Source organism: Phaeobacter sp. QD34_24 (genome assembly GCF_028890115.1).
Taxonomy (GTDB): Bacteria; Pseudomonadota; Alphaproteobacteria; order Rhodobacterales; family Rhodobacteraceae; genus Phycobacter.
Window position 1 is genome coordinate 57549 of the sequence record NZ_JARCJD010000006.1, and the last position, 20874, is coordinate 78422.

A 20874-nucleotide genomic window follows, 5' to 3' on the forward strand; every position below is an offset into this window, starting at 1 on the left:
GGGAGGCTGTCAATCTAAAAACAAACCAATGGTTCAAATAATGAACCAATAATAAAAGCCGAACCCAACTGACAGCAACCGGGAGACTTGCAATGAAACTGACCACCATCGTCAAAGGCGCAGCGGCAGCCGCCGCCCTTGGCCTCAGCGCCGTTGCGGCGCAGGCCGAGTATCCGGAAAAGCCGGTGAACTTCATCGTGCCCTGGCCTCCGGGTGATCTGGAAGACGTGCTGACGCGGATGATCGCCGAGGACTTCCAGGCGGAATATGGAGTTGCGGCTGCGGTGGTGAACAAGCCCGGTGGCGGCGGTGGTCCTTTCCCCGGTGCGATCGAGGTCGCCAATGCGCCCGCTGATGGCTACACGATCGGCTCCTTCGTGATTGGCGTGCCGGTGGTGGGGCACCAGATCGACATCCCGCCGCTGACCCCGGCCAAGTTCGACCCGCTGGGCATCTTCCTGACCTATCCCTTCGTGATCGCCACCTCTGGCGATGCGCCCTATTCCTCGATGGAGGAGCTGGCCGCCTACGCAAAGGAGAACGAGGTGGCGCTGGGTCATTTCGGCGATGTGCTGACGCCCACACAGGTGACCAAGGCCTTTGCCAAGAACGCCGGTTTCGAGTGGGGCTCTGACGCGGCTTTTGACGCGCTCGATTGCAACACGTTGGCTTCGGGCGATGCGGATGTGATAAACACCACGCTGCAGCTGATCCTGCCCTGCCTTGACGATGTGAAGGTGCTGGTCTCGATCACCGATGAGCGCATCCCGCTGGTGCCCGATGCGCCCGCGATTGGTGAGCTGGACGCAAGCCTCAATATCGCGCTGTGGAACGGTCTCTTCGTGACCAAGGACACGCCGCAGGACGTGCGCGCCAAGATCATCGCCGTGGCCGAGAAGACCGTGATGAGCGAGCGCGCACAGGCGGTGGCCAAGGAGACCGGCGCGCTGGTCTACTGGCAGAGTGCTGCGGACAGTGCCGCCCGCGTGGCCACTGACATCGAGACCATGGACCGTATCGGCTCCATCCTCGAATAAGTCCTCCTCCCGTATCGGGGCGCTTTCGGGCGTCCCGGTGCATGTCTTTCGCGCGACATAAAGATCCCCTCCCATGACCACAGAACGCGAACGCCGTTTCCCCGGACCCCGGCGCGGACAGCTGATCTTTGCCCTGGCCTTTGTGGCGCTCGCGGCGCTGCTGCTGGCGCTGATCGGTGAGCAGACAGCCTGGGTCAAAAAGACCAAGTTCTTTGCCCAGCCCCGCTTCTGGCCCGCCGTGGCCCTTGGCGGCATGGTGCTGATGGGGGGGCTGCATCTTTACCGGATGCCCTGGCGGCGGGTCACGCGCTATGACGGCTGGGAGGCGCGGCGCTGGGGGCAGGCGCTGGAATATGTGCTGTGGTTCATGGGCTATGTCCTGTTGGTGCCCATCGTTGGCTACCTGCCGGTGACGCTGGTTTTCGTGCCCTTGCTGACCTGGCGCATGGGGTATCGCAGCCCGCGCATGCTGTGGATCAGCGCCTGTTTCGCCATCGCGGTTGTGCTGGTTTTCAAGGGGCTCTTGTCGGTGCGCATCCCCGGCGCGCTGCTTTACGAATACCTGCCCGGTTCCCTGCGCAGCTTCGCCATTCTCTACCTCTAGGCCTTCATTTCGACGGGACCCCCGATGGACCTTATCCTTTCTGCAATCGAGATCCTGATGCGCTGGGACGTGGCGCTGGCCCTATTGGCGGGGTCGGTGGGTGGTGTGTTGATCGGGGCCATTCCCGGCGTCGGCCCGGCCGTGGCGATCGCGATCCTGCTGCCCGCGACATTCTCGATGGATCCGATCGTCGGCCTGACCGTGCTTCTGGGGATCTACGGCTCCTCCATGTATGGCGGCGCGATCCCGGCGATCCTGATCAACACGCCGGGCACGGCGGTCAATGCGCTGACCACCTATGACGGTTATCCGATGACCGCGCGCGGAGAGCCGCGCCGCGCCCTGAGCCTCGCCTATTCCGCCAGCTTCTTTGGCGGGGTCTTCTCGGTCATCTGTCTGATTCTATTCGCGCCGGTGCTGGCCAAGGTGGCACCCATGTTCGGCAGTCGCGAGATCTTCCTTGCCGCTCTGCTCGGGTTGATCCTTGTCGTCGTCGCCCATCGCGGGCAGGCGCTGATCGCGGGCGCCTTGGCCTGTTTCGGCATCTTCCTCAACACCATCGGCATGGAGCCGGTGAAATACACCCAGCGATACACCTTCGGGCAGGATTTCCTGGGCGGCGGCATCAACCTGATCGTCGTTGTTTTGGGCCTCTTTGCAATCTCCCAGGCCTTTGTGCTGCTGACGGATGAGGATGAGAAGATCCACCTCACCCGGTTGCGCGGTGGCATGTTCCAGGGATTGCGAGAGTTGTCGCGCCATCCGCGTGTGGCGTCGGTCTCGGCAGGGTTTGGCGTGTTGATGGGCATGATCCCGGGCGTCGGTGAATTCACCGCGCAGTTCATGTCTTATACCTACGCGCAAAAGACCTCGAAACGACCGCAGGATTTCGGGCGTGGATCGTCGGAAGGGTTGATCGCCGCCGAGACCGCCAACAACGCCGTGCCCGCCGCCGCCATGGTGCCGCTCTTGGCGCTGGGCATTCCGGGTGAGGCGCTGACGGCCATGATGCTGAGCGTCTTTTACGTGCACAACGTGGTGCCGGGGCCGGGGCTGTTCCAGAACGACATGGATTTCGTGGTGGCGCTTTATCTCGCGCTGTTGATCCTGAACGTCCTAGTGCTGATCTTCCTGTTGTTCGCCACCCGCAGCCTGATCCAGGTGGTGAAGATCCCCAACCGGTTCCTCGGCGTCTGTATCCTGACGCTCAGCTTCGTGGGGGTCTATTCCCTGCGCAACTCTGCCACCGACTGCGTGATGGCGGCGGCCTTTGGCCTTGTAGGGTACATCCTCAAACGCCTGTCGCTGCCCGCGGTGCCGATCATCCTGGGCATGGTCCTGGGCGGCATCATGGAGGTCAAGCTGCGCGCGGCCATGGCACGGGTCAAAACCCCCTTTGATTTCATTGACCGCCCGGTGGCGTTCATCCTGTTTTCCATCATCATACTGGTCCTTGCGCTGCACATCATCCGTGCCTTCCGCGACCGCAAGGAACTGAAGGAGGCCGAATGGCAGATCAAAACCTCATCAATGAGCTTCGGCGGGCTGATGTGGCGCCGCAAAAACTCTTTCTTGAAGGATCGTGGCAAGCAGGTACGGGCACGCCATGCGAAGTTACTTCGCCGATTGACGGATCTGTTCTGACCACCCTTGAGGGCGCGTCAAAGGCAGATGTGGAGCGTGCCGTGGCCTCGGCTCGCGCGGCCTTCGAGGATGGCCGCTGGTCGCGGCTTGCCCCGGCTGCCCGCAAGAAGGTGCTGCACCGCATCGCCGACCGGATCGAGGCAGAGGCGCTGGCGCTGGCCGTTCTGGGTGTGCGCGACAATGGCACCGAGATGGGCATGGCGCTGAAGGCAGAGCCGGGATCGGCGGCGGGCACATTCCGTTACTATGCCGAGGCACTGGACAAACTCGCCGGGGAGGTCGCGCCGACCGCCCCCGATGTGTTGGGCCTTGTCCACCGGATGCCGGTGGGTGTCGTGGGCGCCATCGTGCCGTGGAACTTCCCCTTGATGATCGGGGCGTGGAAACTGGCACCTGCGCTGGCCATGGGCAATTCCGTGGTGCTGAAGCCGGCCGAAACCGCCTCGCTGTCGCTGCTGCGCCTGGCCGAGATCTGCGCAGACTGCGGCCTGCCAGATGGGGTGCTGAATGTCGTCACCGGCGCAGGTGCGGAAACGGGTGCTGCGCTGGCCGAATCCATGGGCGTCGATGTCTTGGCCTTCACCGGGTCTGGCGCGACGGGGCGCAAGCTGCTGGAGGCCTCGGCACGCTCCAACCTCAAACGCTGCTACCTTGAGCTGGGCGGCAAATCTCCCAATATCGTCTTTGCCGACGCCCCCGATCTGCGCCACGCGGCCAAGGTCTCGGCCGCCGGGATCTTCCGCAATTCGGGGCAGGTCTGCGTCGCAGGCTCGCGCCTGTTGGTGGAACAGTCCATCCATGATGAATTCGTGGCCCTGCTGGTGGCAGAGGCCGAGGCCCTGCGCGTTGGCGATCCCCTGGATCTCAGCAACACTATCGGCGCGGTGAACTCCGAGGATCAACTCAGTCGGAACCTATCATTCATGGACACGGCCCGTGCCGAGGGCGGAGAGATCGTGACCGGCGGCAACCGCATCCTGGAAGAGTCCGGCGGCACCTATATGGCGCCCACCATCGTGACCGGTGTCGCCCAAGGTCACAGCCTGTTCCAGAAGGAGGTCTTTGGCCCGGTCCTGTCGGTCACGCCCTTCAAGACGGAAGAAGAGGCGCTGCGCCTTGCCAATGCCACCGAGTTCGGTCTCGCCTCGGGCGTCTGGACCGCAAACCTCTCCCGCGCGCATCGCATGGTGGCGGGCATCCGCGCGGGCGTGGTGCATGTGAACACCTATGGCGGCGCCGACAATACGGTGCCGCTGGGCGGTGTCGGACAATCCGGCAACGGCCATGACAAATCGCTCCATGCGCTTGATAAATACGTGGATCTCAAAACCGCCTGGATCCAGCTGTGACGGAAGGACACCCCATGCCCGACAAGACCATCCTGATTGCAGGCACCTATGACACCAAGGATGCCGAACTTGCCTATCTTGCCGATGTGATCCGGGGGCAGGGCGGCGGCGTGCTGACCATGGATGTGAGTGTCCTGGGCGATCCCAGCCAGCCCACTGACGTCAGCAAGCACGAGGTGGCCGAGGCAGGCGGCAGTTCGATCCAGGCCGCCATCGACAGTGGTGATGAGAATACCGCGATGCAGATCATGGCGCGGGGGGCGGCGACAAAGGCGCTGGAGCTGTACCGGGCTGGCACCATCGACGGAGTGATCGTCTTGGGCGGCACCATGGGCACCGATCTGGCGCTGGATCTTTGCGCGGCGCTGCCGGTGGGGGTGCCGAAATACATCGTCTCGACGGTGTCCTTTTCGCCCCTGATGCCGCCCGAGCGGATCGCGGCGGATGTTCAGATGATCCTCTGGGCCGGGGGGCTTTACGGTCTCAATTCCGTCTGCAAGGCGGCGCTGAGCCAGGCGGCGGGGGCGGTCCTGGGCGCGGCGCGCGCGGTGGAGCCCCCCAAACGCGACCGGCCCCTCATTGGGATGACGTCATTTGGCAAGACGGTGCTGCGTTACATGGTCAGCCTGAAACCGGCGCTGGAGGCGCGCGGCTATGAGGTCGCCGTCTTCCATGCCACCGGCATGGGCGGACGGGCCTTTGAAAGCCTAGCTTCCGAAGGGGCCTTTGCCGCCGTATTGGACTTTGCGCCGCAGGAGGTCTCGAATCACCTCTTTGGCGGGCTGTCGGCAGGGGCGGACCGGATGACCAATGCAGGTGCTGCAGGCACGCCGCAGCTGGTGGCGCCGGGCTGTTATGATCTGGTGGATTTCATCGGCTGGCAGGAGACCCCGCCGCAACTGCAGGGACGCCCCACCCATGCGCATAACCGGCTGCTGACCTCCGCCGTTCTGGATGCGGAGGAACGCCGTCTGGTGGCCCGTACCATCTGCGACAAGCTGGGGCAGGCCAAGGGGCCGGTTGCGGTCCTGCTCCCCAAGGGGGGCTGCAATGAATGGGACCGCCCCGGCGCCGATCTGCATGATGGTGAAGGCCTTGCCGCCTTCTGCGACGAAATGCAGGCGGCCTACCCGAAGAATGCAGCGCTGCATGCCCTCGACTGCCACATCAACGATGCGGAATTCGCGGACAAGGTGTTGGAGATCTTCGACGCCTGGGTGGCGGAAGGGGTGATTCCGGGCGGATCCGCCTAACCCTTGCATCACGCTTAATGAGTTACAGGGCGCTTGCTCATGCAGGCGCCCTTGTTACATATGGGGGCGGACCTCCGGGTCCAAACAGCATTTTCCTGTCCAACCTGTCCGATACACGCAATTATATTGCTTGCCATGGGAGAGGCCGCGGCCTAGGGTGCTGTCAAATTAGTGGAACGATGTTCCACATAGTGGAATTGAGGTGAAGCCACTCCTCGAGACCTGACCGCTGTGGCCCGCATTTGACGCCGGGTTCTTGCACACGTTGCAAAGGCAGGGCTTGGCGCAGGCAGGGGGAGCATGGCTAGATCTCGACGGGAATAGCGGTGCTGTTGCGGGCCAAGGCTGCCAGCCCCGCAAAGGAGAGGAAAAACGAATGACGGATGCCATTGGATATGAGCGCGTTGGTGATATCGCGGTCCTGAAGGCGCAGAATCCGCCGGTGAACGCGCTGGGACTGGATGTGCGCCAGGGACTGGTGAGCGGGATCGAGCGCGCCGAATCGGAGGGCGCCAAGGCGGTGCTGATTTACGGTGAGGGTCGCACCTATTTCGCGGGCGCCGATATCCGCGAGTTCGGCAAGCCGCCGCAGGGGCCCTTCCTGCCGGATGTCTGCACCCGCATCGAAGCTTCGCCGCTCTTGGTGGTCTCGGCGCTGCATGGCACCGCACTGGGTGGCGGTCTGGAGGTCGCGCTGGGCTCGCATTACCGCATCGCGGTGCCCTCGGCCCGCATCGGCCTGCCGGAAGTGCTGATCGGCGTGATGCCGGGCGCCGGTGGCACCCAGCGCCTGCCGCGCCTCATCGGTATTGACGCTTCGGTCGATGTGATCACCTCGGGCCGTCAGGTCGGCGCCAAGGAAGCGCTGAGCCTCGGCATTCTGGACCGCGTCGAAGAGGGCGAGCCGCGCGAGATCGGCCTGGCCTATACCCAGGAGCTGCTGGATCAGGGCGCAACCCGCCGCGCCATCAGCGAAATGCCCGCACCCGAAGCGGTCGATTTCGACGCGCTATACGAGACGGTCCTGAAAAAGGGCCGCGGCCTGCTGGCACCGGCCGTTGCGATCCGTGGCATCCAGGCCTGCTGCGAGCTGCCTTTTGACGAAGGGATGAAGCGCGAGCGGGAACTCTTCATGGAGCTGATGGGCACCGACCAGCGTCAGGGCATGATCCATGCCTTCTTCTCGGAGCGGGCGGTCAGCAAGCTGCCGGAACTGAAAGGTGTTGCACCGCGCGCGGTCAACAGCCTTGGCGTCATCGGTGGCGGCACCATGGGCGCAGGCATCGCCACCGCCGCGCTGCTGTCCGGTCTGCCGGTTGTCATGCTGGAAATGACCCCCGAGGCCGCAGAGGCCGCAAAGGGTCGCATTTCGGGCAACCTGCAAGGTGCCTTGAAACGCGGCAAGATCAGCCAGGAGAAATTCGATCACCTGACCGGTGAGGCGCTGACGCTGGCGACGGATTATGACGCCCTCAGCGACGTGGATCTGGTGATCGAGGCCGTCTTCGAGGAAATGAGCGTCAAGAAACAGGTGTTCGGCAAGCTGGATGCGGTCTGCAAGAAGGGCGCGATCCTGGCCTCCAACACCTCCTATCTGGATGTGAACGAGATCGCCGCCTGCACCTCGCGCCCCGAGGATGTGATCGGGCTGCACTTCTTCTCTCCGGCGCATGTGATGAAGCTCTTGGAAATCGTGGTGGCCGACAAGACCGCGCTCGACGTGGTTGCCACCGGGTTCGAGCTGGGCAAACGTCTGAAGAAGATCTCGGTCCGCGCCGGTGTCTGCGATGGCTTCATCGGCAACCGGATCCTGGCGACCTATCGCAAGGCGGCCGACCACATGGTGCTGGACGGGGCCTCGCCCTATCAGATCGACAAGGCGCTCACCGATTTCGGCTTTGCCATGGGCCCCTTTGCGGTGGCGGATCTGGCGGGTCTCGACATCGGTTGGGCCGTGCGCAAGCGCAAGCGCGCCGAAGGCATGGACCCGCGCGAACGCGACAGCACCTATGCGGACAAGATCTGCGAGGCCGGCAATTTCGGTCAGAAGACCGGCAAGGGCTACTATGTCTACGAGGCAGGCAAGCGCGGCGGCACCCCGAACCCCGAGGTGACCGCGCTGATCGAGGCCGAGCGCGCTGAGAAGGGCATCACCCCGAAAGAGTTCTCGGACGAGGAAATCGTGACCCGCTACATGGCGGCCATGGTCAACGAGGCCGCCAAGGTGGTGGGCGAGGGCATCGCGCGCCGTCCGCTGGACGTCGATATGACGCTGCTCTTTGGCTACGGCTTCCCGCGCTATCGCGGCGGGCCGCTGAAATGGGCCGATATGCAGGGGCTGGATGTGCTTCTGGCCAATATCAAATCTTATGCCGAGGGAGACGACTTCTTCTGGCAGCCCGCGCCCCTGCTTGAGCAGCTGGTCGCCGAAGGGCGTACATTTGACGATCTGAACAAGGAGAACAGCTGATATGAAAGAAGTCGTTATCGTCTCCGCCGCCCGTACCGGGCTGGCCAAGTCCTTCCGGGGATCCTTCAACATGACCCATGGTGCCACCATGGGCGGCGCGGCCGTCGAGGCGGCCGTGGCCCGCGCCGGTATCGAGGGTGCGGAAATCGAAGACTGCATCATGGGCTGTGGCGCTCCCGAAGGGGAAACCGGTGCCAATATCGCGCGCCAGATTGCCCTGCGTGGCGGACTGCCGATCACCGCTTCGGGCATGACCGTGAACCGGTTCTGCTCGTCCGGTCTGCAGACCATCGCCCTGGCCGCGCAGCAGATCATCTGCGAAGGCGCCGGTCCCATGGTTGCGGGTGGCGTCGAAAGCATTTCGATGGTGCAGCCGAAACTGCGCCCGGCACATGAGGCTTGGCTCATGGAGCACAAGCCTGCCGTCTATATGACCATGATCGAAACCGCGGATATCGTGGCCCAGCGCTATGGCATCAGCCGCGAAGACCAGGACGCCTATGGTCTGCGCAGCCAGCAGCGTATCGCTGCCGCGCAGGAGGCGGGTCTGTTCGCCGATGAGATCATCCCCGTCACCACCACCATGGCGGTGAAGGACAAGGAGAGTGGCGAGATCTCGATGAAAGAGGTCGTGGTGGACCGCGACGAATGCAACCGCCCCTCCACCACTTTGGACGGTCTGGCCAGCCTTGAGCCGGTGCGTGGCGCAGGCAACTTCATCACCGCGGGCAACGCCAGCCAGCTGTCCGATGGCGCCGCTGCTGTGGTGTTGATGGACTCCAAGGAGGCCGAGAAACGCGGTCTTGAGGCCATGGGCGCCTTCAAGGGCTTCTGCGTTGCAGGCTGCGAGCCCGACGAGATGGGTATCGGCCCGGTCTTTGCGGTGCCGCGTCTTCTGGAGCGTCACGGGCTGACCGTCGATGACATCGATCTCTGGGAGCTGAACGAAGCCTTCGCCAGCCAGGCGCTCTACTGCCGGGACCGGCTGGGTATCGATGACGAGAAATGCAACGTCAATGGCGGCTCCATCGCCATCGGCCACCCCTTCGGCATGACCGGTGGGCGGATGGTCGGCCACATTCTTCGTGAAGGCAAGCGTCGTGGTGCCAAGCTGGGTGTCGTCACCATGTGTGTCGGCGGCGGCATGGGCGCGGCGGGTCTGTTCGAAATCTACTGAAGCGCAACATGAAAACAGGCGGCGCCCGGCGAACCCATCGAGGGTCCACCGGGCGCTACCCGGCCCCTTGAAGGGGCCGTGCATTGGCCCGTCCACAGGGATCGGCCAGGAGGAGAAAGAAATGGATCTGAGCTATACCGCAGAAGAGCAGGCCTTTCGCCAGGAGGTGCGCAGCTTCCTGGAGGAAAAACTGCCCAAGGAGATGTCGGACGCCGTGCGCGAGGGACGCGGCCTGGGCAAGGAAGGCCACGACCGCTGGCACGCCATCCTGAACGAGCAGGGCTGGCTGGCGCCGAACTGGCCGCAGGACTTCGGCGGCTGCGCCTGGAACGCGGTGCAGCGCCACATCTTCGAGGAAGAATGCTGCCGCGCCCATGCGCCGCGCATCGTGCCCTTTGGCCTGACCATGCTGGCGCCGGTGCTGCAGAAATTCGGCTCCAAGGAGCAGCAGGACTATTACCTCCCGAAGATCCTGAGCGGCGAGCACTGGTGGTGCCAGGGCTATTCGGAACCCGGCGCGGGCTCGGACCTTGCCAGCCTCAAGACCAAGGCCGTGCGCGAGGGGGACCACTATATCGTCAACGGCCAGAAGACCTGGACCACCCTTGGCCAATACGCCAACTGGATCTTCTGCCTGGTGCGCACCGATCCGGACGCCAAGCAGCAGGAGGGGATCTCCTTCCTTCTGATCGACATGGACACGCCCGGCATCGAAGTGCGCCCGATCATCCTTCTGGATGGCACCCATGAGGTGAACGAGGTCTGGTTCACCGATGTGAAGGTGCCGGTCGAGAACCTGGTGGGCGAGGAAAACAAGGGCTGGACCTACGCCAAGTACCTGCTCACCCATGAACGCACGAATATTGCCGGTGTCGGCTTCAGCCAGGCGGGGCTTGATGCGGTCAAGCGCCTGGCGCGCAGCCAGATGCACAAGGGCCGCCCGCTGATCGAGAACCCCTATTTCGCCGCCCGCGTGGCGCAGGCGGAAATCGATCTGATGGCCATGGCCACCACCAACCTGCGCATCATCTCTGCCGCCGCCTCGGGGCAGGCGCCGGGCGTCGAAAGCTCGATGCTAAAGGTGAAAGGTACCGAGATCCGCCAGGAGATCAACGACATGGCGCGCCGCGCCGCGGGCGTTTACGCAATGCCCTTCGCCTCGGAAGCGGTGGAAGGGGGCAACGAGCCGCCCATCGGCCCCGAAGGCACCGCAGCCGTGGCCGCGCAGTATTTCAACAACCGCAAACTGTCGATCTTTGGTGGCTCCAACGAGATCCAGAAGAACATCATCGCAAAAGTGAAAATGGGAGGCCGGGCATGAATTTCGACCTGACCGAAGAGCGGCAGATGCTGCAGGACAGCCTGCGCCGCTTCCTGTCCGATCGCTACACCACATCGGTGCGCAACGAGATCCTCGAAAGCGAGGCAGGTTACTCTGCCGATATCTGGGGGCAACTGGCCGAACTGGGCGTCATCGGCGCGCTGTTCAGCGAAGAGGACGGCGGCTTTGGCGGCGCGGGCTTTGACATCTCCACCGTGTTCGAGGAGCTGGGCCGCGCGGGCGTGGTCGAACCCTTGCTGGATACGGCGCTGCTGGGCGGCGGGCTGATCGCGGCCCTTGGCAATGATGACCAGAAGGCGCTGGTGGAAGAGGTGATCGGCGGCGCTGTGCAACTGGCCTTTGCCCATGGAGAACCGACCAGCCGCTATGAGCTGACGCGGGTGGAAACCACCGCAACGGTCGAGGGCGACGAGATCATCCTCACCGGCAAGAAGGCGGTTGTCGTCAACGCCGAAGCGGCCGACCACCTGATCGTATCGGCCCGCGAAAGCGGCGATGTGGATGCAACGGACGGGATTTCGCTGTTCCTGGTGCCGCGCGATACGGCGGGTCTGTCTCTGCGCGGCTATGCGCTCTTGGCCGGTGGACGCGCTGCCGAAGTTGATCTGGACGCGGTGCGCCTGCCTGTCAGCGCGCGTCTAGGTGCCGCCGGAGGTGCCTGGGAGGCGATCGCCGGTGTCATCGCCCGGGCCGAGGTGGCGCTGGCCGCCGAAACCCTGGGCGCGATGGAGACCGCGACCGAGCTCACCCGCCAGTACCTGCTGACCCGCAGCCAGTTTGGCCGCCCCATCGGCACTTTCCAGGCGCTGCAACACCGGGTTGCCGAGCTGCTGATCGAGATCGAGCAGGCGCGCTCGGGGGTGATCAACGCCGCCGGTCACCTGGAGGGCGACACCCGCATGCGCGATCTCAATATCGCTGCGGCGCGCAACCTGATCGGGCGCGCAGGTCGTCTGGTGGCCGAGGATTCGATCCAGTTGCATGGTGGCATCGCCATGACGCAGGAGTATGAGCTGGCCCATATCGCCAAGCGCATCGTCATGGCCGAGCACCGTTTTGGTGATGCGGACACGCAGTTGGAGCGTTTCCTTGACCTCAGCGCCGCGTGAGAGGGGCGAGATCCGCCTGATCGAGGACCCCGGTTGCCAGCAGATGGTTGGCTACCGGACCGAGATCGACCGGACAGATGGCTCCTGCACGGTGACACTGGAGCTGGAACCCAGGCACCTCAACCGCCATGGCATCCTGCATGGCGGTATGGTGGCGACGGTTCTGGATGTGGTCTGTGGTAATACCGCCTCGCAGTATTTCGACCCCGAAAACCACGCGGATCTGGTCACGGTGTCGCTGAACCTGTCCTATGTGGCGGCGGCGCGGCAGGGGGTGATCACGGCCCGGGCGCGGCCCACCGGAGGCGGCAAGAGCATCGCCTATATCTTTGGTGAACTGTTTGATGATGAAGGGCGCCTGCTGGCCACGGCCAACGGGATTTTCAAGAGGATACGCAAATGAGCCGACTTGCACGGATGGACGATCTGGGCGACCGCGCGGTGGTCGTGAACATGAATCCTGCGCGCCGGGGTGCCCTGTCGCAGGACCTTTATGATGCGATCGAAGCAGCCCTGAAGCTGGCGCAGGAGCCACGCATCCGCGCTGTTCTTCTGACCTCGGAAGGCGGGTTCTTCTGTGCCGGCGGCGATCTCAACGTGTTGATCGACCGGCGTGGCCTCAGCGAGGACGAGCGCCGCGCCAAGGTCAACAACCTGCATGATCTGATCCGTGGCATCCGGGACTGCCCGGTGCCGGTGATCGCCGCCGTCGAAGGCGGTGCGGCGGGCGCGGGCGTGTCGCTGGCAATGGCGGCGGATCTGATCGTGGCCTCATACGGTGCCGCCTTCACGGCCGCCTATGTGAAGGCCGGGCTGGTGCCGGATGGCGGGTTGACCGCCTCGCTTGCCCGGATGCTGCCGCGCCCCTTAGCGATGGAGATGTGCCTGTTGGGCCGTCCGGTGACGGCGGGCCGTCTGGCCGCCCTCGGCGCGGTCAATCAGGTGGTGGCGCCGCAGCGGGTGCTCAGCACCGCCCATGCCCTGGCCGATACGCTGGCGCAGGGGCCTCGGGAGGCCCAGGGCACCATCCGGCAGCTGGTCTCGCATGCCTATGAGGCAAGCGAGGCGGCGCAGCTGGATCACGAATGCAGTGCCATGGCGCGGGCTGCAGGAGGCTCGGAAGCCGGCGAGGGGATCGCCGCCTTTCTGGAAAAACGCGCCCCCCAATTCGGCGGTTAGCCTCCGGGGAAGAAGAATTACGCCTGACGTGAGAGGAGACGGCGATGGAGTTTTGGCACGATCTATTGGCGGCGCAGGTGAAACTGCGCCCCGACGCTCCGGCCTTTTCTGACAGTGGCGGCGCGCAGTGGTCCTTTGCCGACCTCTCTGCCGCGGTGGAGCAGCTGGCGGCAGATCTGCGCAGCGCAGGCGTTGAGCCGCGCGACCGGGTGATGGTGGTTTCGGAAAACTGCTGTTCCGCCGTGGCAGCGATGCTGGCAGCCTCGACGCTTGGCGCCATTGCGGTGCCGGTCAATGCCCGTATGAGCGCGGGAGAGGTGGACCGCATCCTGTCCCATGCGCGCCCGGCGGCGGTCTTGTTCACCTCCGGGATTTCGGTCGAGGCCAAAGCCCATGCAGAACGCATGCAGGCCTCCGAAATCACAGGCGCCTTTGGCCGCCTGCATCTGACCAGCCCGTTTCCGTCCGACGGCGATGCACCCGACGGCGTGGCGGTGCTTTTGTACACCACGGGGACAACGGGCGATCCCAAGGGGGTGATGCTGACCCATGCAAATGTGCGTTTTGGGGGCAAGTCCTCGGCAGAGCTGCGCGATATGGCGCCGGGGGACGTGATCTATGGTGTGCTGCCGCTCACCCATGTCTTTGGCCTCGCCTCGGTGATGACGGCGGCGATCCATGCCGGTGCCGAGGTGCGGCTGGAGGCGCGGTTTTCGGCAGCCAAGCTGTATCAGGCGCTGCGCGATGGCGTGACGCGCCTGTCGGCGGTGCCGCAGATGCACGCGCTGGTGATGCAATATGCCAAGGAGCAGGGGTTGGTGCGTCTGGGCAGCGACGTGTTGCAATATGTCTCGTCCGGGGCTGCACCGCTTGATCCGGAATGGAAGCGCAAGGCGGAAGAGTTCTACGGTGTCGCCTTGCAGAACGGCTACGGCATGACCGAAACCACTGCCGGGATCTGCGCCACCAAGAACAGCCAATTGGGGGATCCTGATATCTCGACCGGACCGGCGCTGCCGGAGGTGGAGGTACGGATCGATGAAACCGTACCGGGCGGTGGTGACGGTGTGGGTGAGGTGCTGGCGCGCGGGCCGAACATCATGCTGGGCTATTACCGTAACCCCGAGGAGACAGCCAAGGTGCTGGACGCCGAGGGCTGGCTGCGCACCGGCGACATGGGGCGGCTGGACGAGCGCGGTTTCCTGCATATCGAGGGCCGGTCGAAGGAGCTGATCATTCACGGCGGGTTCAACGTCTTCCCCCCCGAGGTGGAAGCCGCGCTCAACGCCCATCCGCAGGTGGTGCAGTCGGCGGTGGTGGGGCGCCGGGCCAAGGGCGACGAACAGGTGCTGGCCTTTGTCCAGGTGGCACCGGGCGATGCGCCGGATCCGGCCGAGCTGACCAATTTCGTGCGTCAGCAGCTGGCGGGGTACAAATGCCCCGCCCAGATCATCGCGGTGGAGGCGCTGCCCGCCGCGCCGACGGGTAAGATCCTCAAGCACAAACTGCTGGATACCTTTGCCGATCAGCTTGCTTGAGGTGAGGCGGCGGCCTCCCGCCCCCTGACCGGCGGTCTGCGCTGCAGACCTTGTTCGGGGTTGGGCGTGGCGCCGCTGGCGCGGCGCAAAAGGGTCCTGCCGAGAAGCGTTTCAGGGGCAGGTCTGCCCCTGAAAGCGCGTTGTCCAGTATTGGAAAGGGAAGAGACGCCTCAAGGGTGAACCGCGCCAGGGCGCGGCCGCGTTGCGGCCCTTGACCCGAATCTCCCCCAAAGGCCATGTGGCGGGCGGGGGTGTCTGCCTCAGGCCCAGGTGCCTTCGGCGGCCTCGCGGATGGCGCGGATGTTGGTGCCATAGACCGACCGATTGTCGACCGAGCCGCCCTTGAAAACCGCCGAGCCCGCCACCAGCACATCGGCGCCCGCCGCGCGCACCTTGGGCGCGGTTGTGGGATCGACGCCGCCGTCGATCTCGATATGCACGGGGCGGTCGCCGATCATCTGGCGCAGGGTGGCGATCTTGCCGGTCATGTCGATGAACTTCTGCCCGCCAAACCCGGGGTTCACCGTCATCACGCAGATGAGATCGGTGAGGTCTAGAAGATGCGCCACCGCCTCGGCCGGGGTGCCGGGGTTGAGCGCCACACCCGCCTTCATGCCCGCGCCGCGAATGGCCTGCAGGGTGCGGTGGATATGCGGGCCAGCCTCGATATGGGCGGTCAGCACATCGGCGCCCGCATCGGCATAGGCCTCGATGTAGGGATCGACCGGCGCGATCATCAGGTGCACGTCCATCACGGTTTTCACATGCGGGCGGAAGGCTTTCACCGCCATCGGACCGAAGGTGAGGTTGGGGACGAAGTGACCGTCCATCACGTCCACATGCACCCAGTCGGCGCCTTCGGCCTCGATGGCCTGGATCTCCTGGCCGAAGTTGGCGAAATCGGCAGAGAGGATAGAGGGCGCGATCTTCACGCTGCGGTCAAAGGACATCGGGGAGGCTTCCTTCAGGCTTGGGGCAAGGTTGGGGTCTGAGGGCCATATAGACCGGCTGGCGCCTCCTGCACAGGGGCAGATTGTCTCTTGCCGGTGTCACACAGGCCAGATGGGGGCGAGCCAGATGGAGGCGAGTTCGGACTGCATGCGTATGACCGGATTGTGACAGGCGTGAGGGACTGGCCCGCGTCGCGTTACAAATAATTCACGACTCTTACACAAATGGTTTGAGCAGCCCCTTTAGGCAGTCCCGGAAACGAACGGGGGCCGATTGTGCTGCGCATAGACAAACTCACCAAACGCTTTGGCGACAAGACCGCGGTGGATGCCGCCACGCTCGATATCGACAAGCCCTGCATGATCGGCATCATCGGTCGCTCCGGTGCGGGCAAATCCACGCTGCTGCGCATGATCAATCGCCTGGGCGATGCCACCGAAGGCAAGATCCTGTTCGAGGGCCGCGATGTCACCACGCTGAAGGGCCGCGAGAAGCGCGCCTGGCAGTCCGACTGCGCGATGATCTTCCAGCAGTTCAATCTGGTGCCGCGCATGGACGTGGTGTCGAACGTGCTGCATGGCACGCTCAACCGCCGCTCGGCACTGGCGACCATGTTCAACCTTTACCCGATGGAGGACATCCACCGGGCCATCGACATTCTGGACCGTCTCGGCATTGCCGAACATGCCGCCAAACGGGCCGAGGCCCTGTCGGGCGGCCAGCAGCAGCGTGTCGCCATCGCCCGCGCCCTGATGCAGGACCCCAAGATCATCCTGGCGGATGAGCCCATTGCCTCGCTTGACCCGATGAATGCGCAAACCGTGATGGAGGCGCTGCGCCGCATCCACGAGGAAGACGGGCGCACGGTGATCGCCAACCTCCATACGCTGGATACCGCGCGCCGCTATTGCGACCGGGTGGTGGGCATGCGCGACGGGCGCATCGTCTTTGACGGGCTGCCCGAACAGCTGACCACCGGCGTTGCCCGCGAGATCTACGGCGCAGGGGCCGATTTTTCCGAAGCCGCCACATCGACCGAGATCGAGACGCTGGAGCGTGCCGACACCGCGATCCGCGAGGCCGAAGCCGCCGCGCTATGAATTCCACCCTTTTCATCCCCCCAAAGCACGACGCTTTGGGCCAACCAAACCGGAGTGACCTAGAGATGAAAAAACTGATTGCTGCCGCCCTGATGACCACCGCACTGACCACCCCGGTCATGGCCGAGGACATTCAGGAATTCCGTATCGGCATCCTTGGCGGTGAAAACGCCCAGGACCGTCTGAACAACAACGAGTGCCTGCGCGCCAAGACCGAAGAGCTGCTGGGTGTCGAAACCAAGCTGTTCGCCCCCGCCGACTACAACGGCGTGATCCAGGGTCTGCTGGGCGGCACCATCGACATGGCCTGGCTGGGCGCCTCCGGCTATGCCAAGACCTTCCTGTCCAACCCCGACGCGGTTGAGCCGATCCTGGTCAAGGTGAACACCGATGGCGGCTATGGCTACTACTCGGTCGGTTTTGCCCGCAAGGACAGCGGTATCACCTCGCTGGAAGACATGAAGGGCAAGGTCTTCGGCTTTGGTGACCCGAACTCCACCTCCGGCTACCTGATCCCCTCGATCGAGATCCCGCAGGCCACCGGCTCCACCATGGAATCCGGCGCCTACTTCGGTGAGGTCAAATTCTCCGGCGGTCACGAGCAGACCATCGTTGGCGTCAACAACGGCGACTTCGACGGCGGCGTGACCTGGGCCGACGGTCTGGGCAACTGGGAAGACGGTTACAACTCCGGCGCCCTGCGCAAGGCGGTCGATGCCGGTCTGATCGACATGAACGATCTGGTCAAAATCTGGCAGTCCAAGCCGATCCCGGAAGGCCCCGTTGTTCTGCGCAAGGATCTGCCCGAAAGCGTCAAGGTCAAGATGACCGGCCTGATGGCAAGCCTGAAGTCGATGGATGCCGATTGCTTCTACGGTGTGGCTGCAGGCGAAGCCAAAGGCTTCATGCCGATCACCCACGACGCCTACGAAGTGATCATCGAAGCACGCAAATTGAAGTCCAATTAATTTCCCAGAACCAAAACGGCGGGGTCCGGTCTTTGTGCCGGGCCCCGTATTCCTCTGAGGGAGGCTGGCCTTGTGCCATTGCCTGACCGTTAGAGCCTCATTCGAATACCAGGACATCCTCATGGCAGATCTGACAGCGGCCCCGCCCTCCGGCGCCTCCACGACAGAGGCGATCCGCGCCCAATATGTGGACCTCACGCGGCGCAAGCGCCTTTACGGGTCGATCCTTCTGATCGTCTTCATCGCCATGATGGTGGCGGGCTTCCGCACCGCCGATGACCGCAACGCCGGATCTTTTGCCGACGGGTTCACGCGCATATTCGACTACCCGGCCGAGGTGCTGAGCGAAGCCACGGAAAAGGCCGTTCAGCTGCCCGGCCATGTGATGCATTTCTTCCCGGCGCTGGTGGAGACGCTGAACATCGCCGCGGCCTCGACCCTGATCGGGGCGATCTTCGGCACGCTGTTTTCGCTCCTGGCGACACGGGGCATGGCGCTGTGGCCGTCACTGATCCCGCTGTTTCGCCGGGTCATGGATATCTGCCGGGCAATCCCGGAAATCGTCATTGCCCTGGTGCTGATCTTCCTCTTGGGCGGTGGCCCGGTGCCCGCCATGATCGCCATCGCGATCCACACGGCCGGTGCCCTGGGCAAGCTGTTTTCCGAGGTGAACGAGAACGCCTCGCTGAAGCCGATCGAGGGGCTTTCGTCGGTGGGCGCCACCTGGGCGCAGCGCATGTGGCTGGGGGTGATCCCGCAAGTGGGGCCGAACTACGTCAGCTACGCGCTCTTGCGGTTTGAAATCAACATTCGCGCCTCGGCGATCCTCGGCTTTGTCGGCGCGGGCGGCATCGGCTACGAGCTGAAGAACGCCATGTCCTGGGGCAAGGGCCGCTATGACGAGGCCGCCGCCATCTTCATCCTGCTTTTTGTCACCATCGTCGTGGTCGACCAGATCTCTGGCAAGCTGCGTGACCGGCTGATCAACGGAGCCAATCAATGACCACTCTTGATGTGAACCCGGGCGCGACCCTGCCCTGTGACGCCGCCGCGCTGAAACAGGATATGACACGGCTGTTCCGCGCCAAAAAGCTGATGGCCTTCGCGCTGCCGCTGATCGTGCTGGCCTATATGACCTATGTCTTCTTCGCCTTCGAGGTGCCGGGCCTGTGGGAGCGCGCCAGCCTGGACAATGCCCGCACCCTGGTCAGCGACAGCTACAGCTACAAGACCCATGTGACCCGCGACAACCGCGATGCCTCCGTCTCGGTCGCCATCGAAGGGGAGCGCAAGGGCAGCTACCCCGAAGGCGAGGCCCCCGAATGGGTCACCTTGGGAGAAACCACGGTGATTGATCTGGAGAACGGTCACATCGTGCGCTTTGGCCCCGAGACGGTGGAATATGACATTCCCGGTTACGGCACCGTGCGTGCCACCCCGTCGCGCAGTGCAGGCGTGCAGGCGGAACTGCCAGCGGGCGATGTGCCGGACTGGATCAGCACCTCGAAGAACCGCCTGGCGATCAAGACCGAGGCGGGCCGCCTGACCGTGACCCGCAACCGTTCGGAAGTGTTCCGCTATTTCATGGGCTGGGAGTTGTTCTTCTTTACCCTCGACAGCCCCTATCATGGCCTTGGCCCGGTGGCCCTGTTGGAAAAAGCCTTCCGCGGTGAAGCCGGTGCGATCTTCAATGACTTCTGGACCAACAAGATGTGGCGGCACCAGGATGTGGCCTGGGCCATTGGTGAGACGCTGCTGATGGCCTTCCTCGGTACCATCGGGGCAGGCATCGTGGCGCTGCCGCTGGCCTTCCTGGCGACCCGCAATTTCATGCCGATCCGCACGCTGAGGTTCGCCACCCGCCGCCTGTTCGACTTCGTGCGCGGCGTGGACAGCCTGATCTGGACGGTTGTGCTGGCGCGCGCCTTTGGTCCCGGCCCGCTGACCGGCGCGCTGGCGATCCTGGTGACGGACACCGGCACCTTCGGCAAGATCTTCTCCGAGGCACTGGAAAACGTCGACGAAAAGCAGATCGAGGGCGTCGCCTCCACCGGCGCCAAACCGATCCAGCGCTACCGTTTCGGGGTGATCCCGCAGGTGACGCCGGTTCTGTTGTCGCAGCTTCTCTACTTCCTTGAATCCAACACCCGCAGCGCCACCATCATCGGCGCCATCACCGGCGGCGGTATCGGCTTGTTGCTGACCCAGGCCATCATCACCCAGAAGGACTGGGAAGAGGTGGCCTATTACATCGTGCTGGTGATCCTGATGGTGATGGTCATGGACTGGTTCTCAGGGATATTGCGTCGCCGCCTGATCCAGAGCGACAGCGGCAAGCCGCGCCGCAAGACCACCAAGAAGCCGCCGCTGCGCAACATGCCCTTCGTGCTGCCCTGACCCTCAAAAGAAAGACCCGAGTATGGCCCGCCTCCAGGCAGATCAGCCCTTCATCCACCCCGATTGCCAGATCACCGGAAGCCACTTCGGCGCCTATGTTGAGATCGGTGCGGGCAGCCGCATCGCCAACAGCCGCTTTGGCGACTACAGCTACTGCGACCGCACCTGCGACATCGCCAATGTTCAGGTGGGAAAGTTTGCCAATATCGCCAGCTTCACCCGCATCGGGGCAACCGATCACCCGATGGAGAAGGCATCATTGCACCATTTCCTCTATCGCTCAGCCGACTATTGGGACGATGCCGAAGCGGACGCCGACTGGTTCGCCCACCGCGCCAGCCGCACGGCCTATATCGGCCACGACACCTGGATCGGCCATGGCGCGATGATCAAGCCCGAGGTCACTATCGGCCACGGCGCGGTTGTGGCCTCGGGCAGCGTGGTGACCAAGGACGTCGCCCCCTATACCATCGTCGGCGGCAACACCGCGCATTTGATCCGCCGCCGTTACCCCGAGGCGGTGGGTGAGGCGATGATGGATCTCGCCTGGTGGGACTGGGACAACGCGACCTTACGCGCCGCCCTGCCAGATTTCCGCGCGCTGAAGGCGGAAGAGTTCCTCGAGAAATACGCCTGAGTGCGAAAGGGCGGGGGCTGCTCCCGCCCGTGTCTGGCCCTTCTGGTAAGCAGGGCCGCCCCGGTTGGGCCTGGCGCCGCTGACGCGGCGCGGGGGGATATGTCAGGAAAGTGTGCTGA

General features: G+C 64.0%; 18 protein-coding genes. 17 read left to right on the top strand and 1 reads right to left on the bottom strand.

The window, feature by feature from the left end; genetic code table 11:
* Window positions 1-92: 92 nt before the first annotated feature.
* The 12 genes from PXK07_RS06430 (at window position 93) to PXK07_RS06485 (ending at window position 14702) form a co-directional block, all read left to right on the top strand.
* Window positions 93-1037 (top strand): tripartite tricarboxylate transporter substrate binding protein, encoded by a 945-nt coding sequence (locus PXK07_RS06430; RefSeq protein WP_274847379.1) that lies wholly within the window; start codon window positions 93-95, stop codon window positions 1035-1037.
* Window positions 1038-1110: 73 nt separating this feature from the next.
* Window positions 1111-1641, top strand: a complete 531-nt coding sequence (locus tag PXK07_RS06435; protein ID WP_274847380.1) for a tripartite tricarboxylate transporter TctB family protein — start codon at window positions 1111-1113, stop codon at window positions 1639-1641.
* Between the two features lie 24 nt (window positions 1642-1665).
* Window positions 1666-3285, top strand: coding sequence for a tripartite tricarboxylate transporter permease (locus tag PXK07_RS06440; RefSeq protein ID WP_274847381.1), 1620 nt, complete (start codon window positions 1666-1668; stop codon window positions 3283-3285).
* Window positions 3192-4634: an aldehyde dehydrogenase gene (locus PXK07_RS06445; RefSeq protein ID WP_274847525.1), complete on the top strand. Its 1443-nt coding sequence runs from the start codon at window positions 3192-3194 to the stop codon at window positions 4632-4634. The genes PXK07_RS06440 and PXK07_RS06445 overlap by 94 nt, the downstream gene beginning before the upstream one ends.
* A 14-nt stretch (window positions 4635-4648) precedes the next feature.
* Window positions 4649-5887 carry a Tm-1-like ATP-binding domain-containing protein gene (locus PXK07_RS06450; protein WP_274847382.1) on the top strand — a complete coding sequence of 413 codons (1239 nt, stop codon included), beginning with the start codon at window positions 4649-4651 and terminating at the stop codon, window positions 5885-5887.
* Window positions 5888-6263: 376 nt separating this feature from the next.
* Entirely contained in the window at window positions 6264-8357 is a 2094-nt protein-coding gene (locus tag PXK07_RS06455) for a 3-hydroxyacyl-CoA dehydrogenase NAD-binding domain-containing protein (protein WP_274847383.1), read from the top strand.
* Window position 8358: 1 nt separating this feature from the next.
* Entirely contained in the window at window positions 8359-9534 is a 1176-nt protein-coding gene (locus tag PXK07_RS06460) for an acetyl-CoA C-acyltransferase (RefSeq protein WP_274847384.1), read from the top strand.
* A gap of 121 nt (window positions 9535-9655) precedes the next feature.
* Window positions 9656-10855, top strand: coding sequence for an acyl-CoA dehydrogenase family protein (locus tag PXK07_RS06465; protein ID WP_274847385.1), 1200 nt, complete (start codon window positions 9656-9658; stop codon window positions 10853-10855).
* On the top strand, window positions 10852-11985 hold the full coding sequence (locus PXK07_RS06470) for an acyl-CoA dehydrogenase family protein (RefSeq protein ID WP_274847386.1): 1134 nt from the start codon (window positions 10852-10854) through the stop codon (window positions 11983-11985). Before PXK07_RS06465 ends, PXK07_RS06470 begins: the two co-directional genes overlap by 4 nt.
* Window positions 11966-12388 (top strand): PaaI family thioesterase, encoded by a 423-nt coding sequence (locus PXK07_RS06475; RefSeq protein WP_446728355.1) that lies wholly within the window; start codon window positions 11966-11968, stop codon window positions 12386-12388. The genes PXK07_RS06470 and PXK07_RS06475 overlap by 20 nt, the downstream gene beginning before the upstream one ends.
* Window positions 12385-13164 (top strand): oxepin-CoA hydrolase, alternative type, encoded by a 780-nt coding sequence (locus tag PXK07_RS06480; protein WP_274847387.1) that lies wholly within the window; start codon window positions 12385-12387, stop codon window positions 13162-13164. The genes PXK07_RS06475 and PXK07_RS06480 overlap by 4 nt, the downstream gene beginning before the upstream one ends.
* A 44-nt stretch (window positions 13165-13208) precedes the next feature.
* Window positions 13209-14702, top strand: coding sequence for a class I adenylate-forming enzyme family protein (locus PXK07_RS06485; protein ID WP_274847388.1), 1494 nt, complete (start codon window positions 13209-13211; stop codon window positions 14700-14702).
* 260 nt (window positions 14703-14962) lie between these two features.
* On the opposite strand, the gene rpe is transcribed toward PXK07_RS06485, so the two are convergent.
* Complete coding sequence (gene rpe, locus PXK07_RS06490) at window positions 14963-15652, bottom strand: ribulose-phosphate 3-epimerase (RefSeq protein WP_274847389.1); 690 nt, start codon at window positions 15650-15652, stop codon at window positions 14963-14965.
* 276 nt (window positions 15653-15928) lie between these two features.
* On the opposite strand from rpe, the gene phnC reads away from it, so the two are divergent.
* The 5 genes from phnC (at window position 15929) to PXK07_RS06515 (ending at window position 20755) form a co-directional block, all read left to right on the top strand.
* The gene (gene phnC / locus PXK07_RS06495) at window positions 15929-16753 is read left to right on the top strand and encodes a phosphonate ABC transporter ATP-binding protein (protein WP_274847390.1); all 825 of its coding nucleotides are present in this window, start codon (window positions 15929-15931) and stop codon (window positions 16751-16753) included.
* A 65-nt stretch (window positions 16754-16818) separates the two neighbouring features.
* Window positions 16819-17721, top strand: a complete 903-nt coding sequence (phnD, locus tag PXK07_RS06500) for a phosphonate ABC transporter substrate-binding protein (protein ID WP_274847391.1) — start codon at window positions 16819-16821, stop codon at window positions 17719-17721.
* 121 nt (window positions 17722-17842) lie between these two features.
* Window positions 17843-18724, top strand: coding sequence for a phosphonate ABC transporter, permease protein PhnE (gene phnE / locus PXK07_RS06505; protein WP_274847392.1), 882 nt, complete (start codon window positions 17843-17845; stop codon window positions 18722-18724).
* Window positions 18721-20118, top strand: a complete 1398-nt coding sequence (phnE, locus tag PXK07_RS06510) for a phosphonate ABC transporter, permease protein PhnE (protein WP_274847393.1) — start codon at window positions 18721-18723, stop codon at window positions 20116-20118. The genes phnE (PXK07_RS06505) and phnE (PXK07_RS06510) overlap by 4 nt, the downstream gene beginning before the upstream one ends.
* A gap of 22 nt (window positions 20119-20140) precedes the next feature.
* The gene (locus PXK07_RS06515; RefSeq protein WP_274847394.1) at window positions 20141-20755 is read left to right on the top strand and encodes a chloramphenicol acetyltransferase; all 615 of its coding nucleotides are present in this window, start codon (window positions 20141-20143) and stop codon (window positions 20753-20755) included.
* Window positions 20756-20874 lie beyond the last annotated feature (119 nt).

What these genes read in the sequence shown, in the direction of transcription:
- PXK07_RS06430 (WP_274847379.1), top strand. Translation starts at nt 93, where the DNA reads ATGAAACTGACCACCATCGTCAAAGGCGCAGCGGCAGCCGCCGCCCTT.
- PXK07_RS06435 (WP_274847380.1), top strand. Translation starts at nt 1,111, where the DNA reads ATGACCACAGAACGCGAACGCCGTTTCCCCGGACCCCGGCGCGGACAG.
- PXK07_RS06440 (WP_274847381.1), top strand. Translation starts at nt 1,666, where the DNA reads ATGGACCTTATCCTTTCTGCAATCGAGATCCTGATGCGCTGGGACGTG.
- PXK07_RS06450 (WP_274847382.1), top strand. Translation starts at nt 4,649, where the DNA reads ATGCCCGACAAGACCATCCTGATTGCAGGCACCTATGACACCAAGGAT.
- PXK07_RS06455 (WP_274847383.1), top strand. Translation starts at nt 6,264, where the DNA reads ATGACGGATGCCATTGGATATGAGCGCGTTGGTGATATCGCGGTCCTG.
- PXK07_RS06460 (WP_274847384.1), top strand. Translation starts at nt 8,359, where the DNA reads ATGAAAGAAGTCGTTATCGTCTCCGCCGCCCGTACCGGGCTGGCCAAG.
- PXK07_RS06465 (WP_274847385.1), top strand. Translation starts at nt 9,656, where the DNA reads ATGGATCTGAGCTATACCGCAGAAGAGCAGGCCTTTCGCCAGGAGGTG.
- PXK07_RS06470 (WP_274847386.1), top strand. Translation starts at nt 10,852, where the DNA reads ATGAATTTCGACCTGACCGAAGAGCGGCAGATGCTGCAGGACAGCCTG.
- PXK07_RS06480 (WP_274847387.1), top strand. Translation starts at nt 12,385, where the DNA reads ATGAGCCGACTTGCACGGATGGACGATCTGGGCGACCGCGCGGTGGTC.
- PXK07_RS06485 (WP_274847388.1), top strand. Translation starts at nt 13,209, where the DNA reads ATGGAGTTTTGGCACGATCTATTGGCGGCGCAGGTGAAACTGCGCCCC.
- rpe (WP_274847389.1), bottom strand. Translation starts at nt 15,652, where the DNA reads ATGTCCTTTGACCGCAGCGTGAAGATCGCGCCCTCTATCCTCTCTGCC.
- phnD (WP_274847391.1), top strand. Translation starts at nt 16,819, where the DNA reads ATGAAAAAACTGATTGCTGCCGCCCTGATGACCACCGCACTGACCACC.
- phnE (WP_274847392.1), top strand. Translation starts at nt 17,843, where the DNA reads ATGGCAGATCTGACAGCGGCCCCGCCCTCCGGCGCCTCCACGACAGAG.
- phnE (WP_274847393.1), top strand. Translation starts at nt 18,721, where the DNA reads ATGACCACTCTTGATGTGAACCCGGGCGCGACCCTGCCCTGTGACGCC.
- PXK07_RS06515 (WP_274847394.1), top strand. Translation starts at nt 20,141, where the DNA reads ATGGCCCGCCTCCAGGCAGATCAGCCCTTCATCCACCCCGATTGCCAG.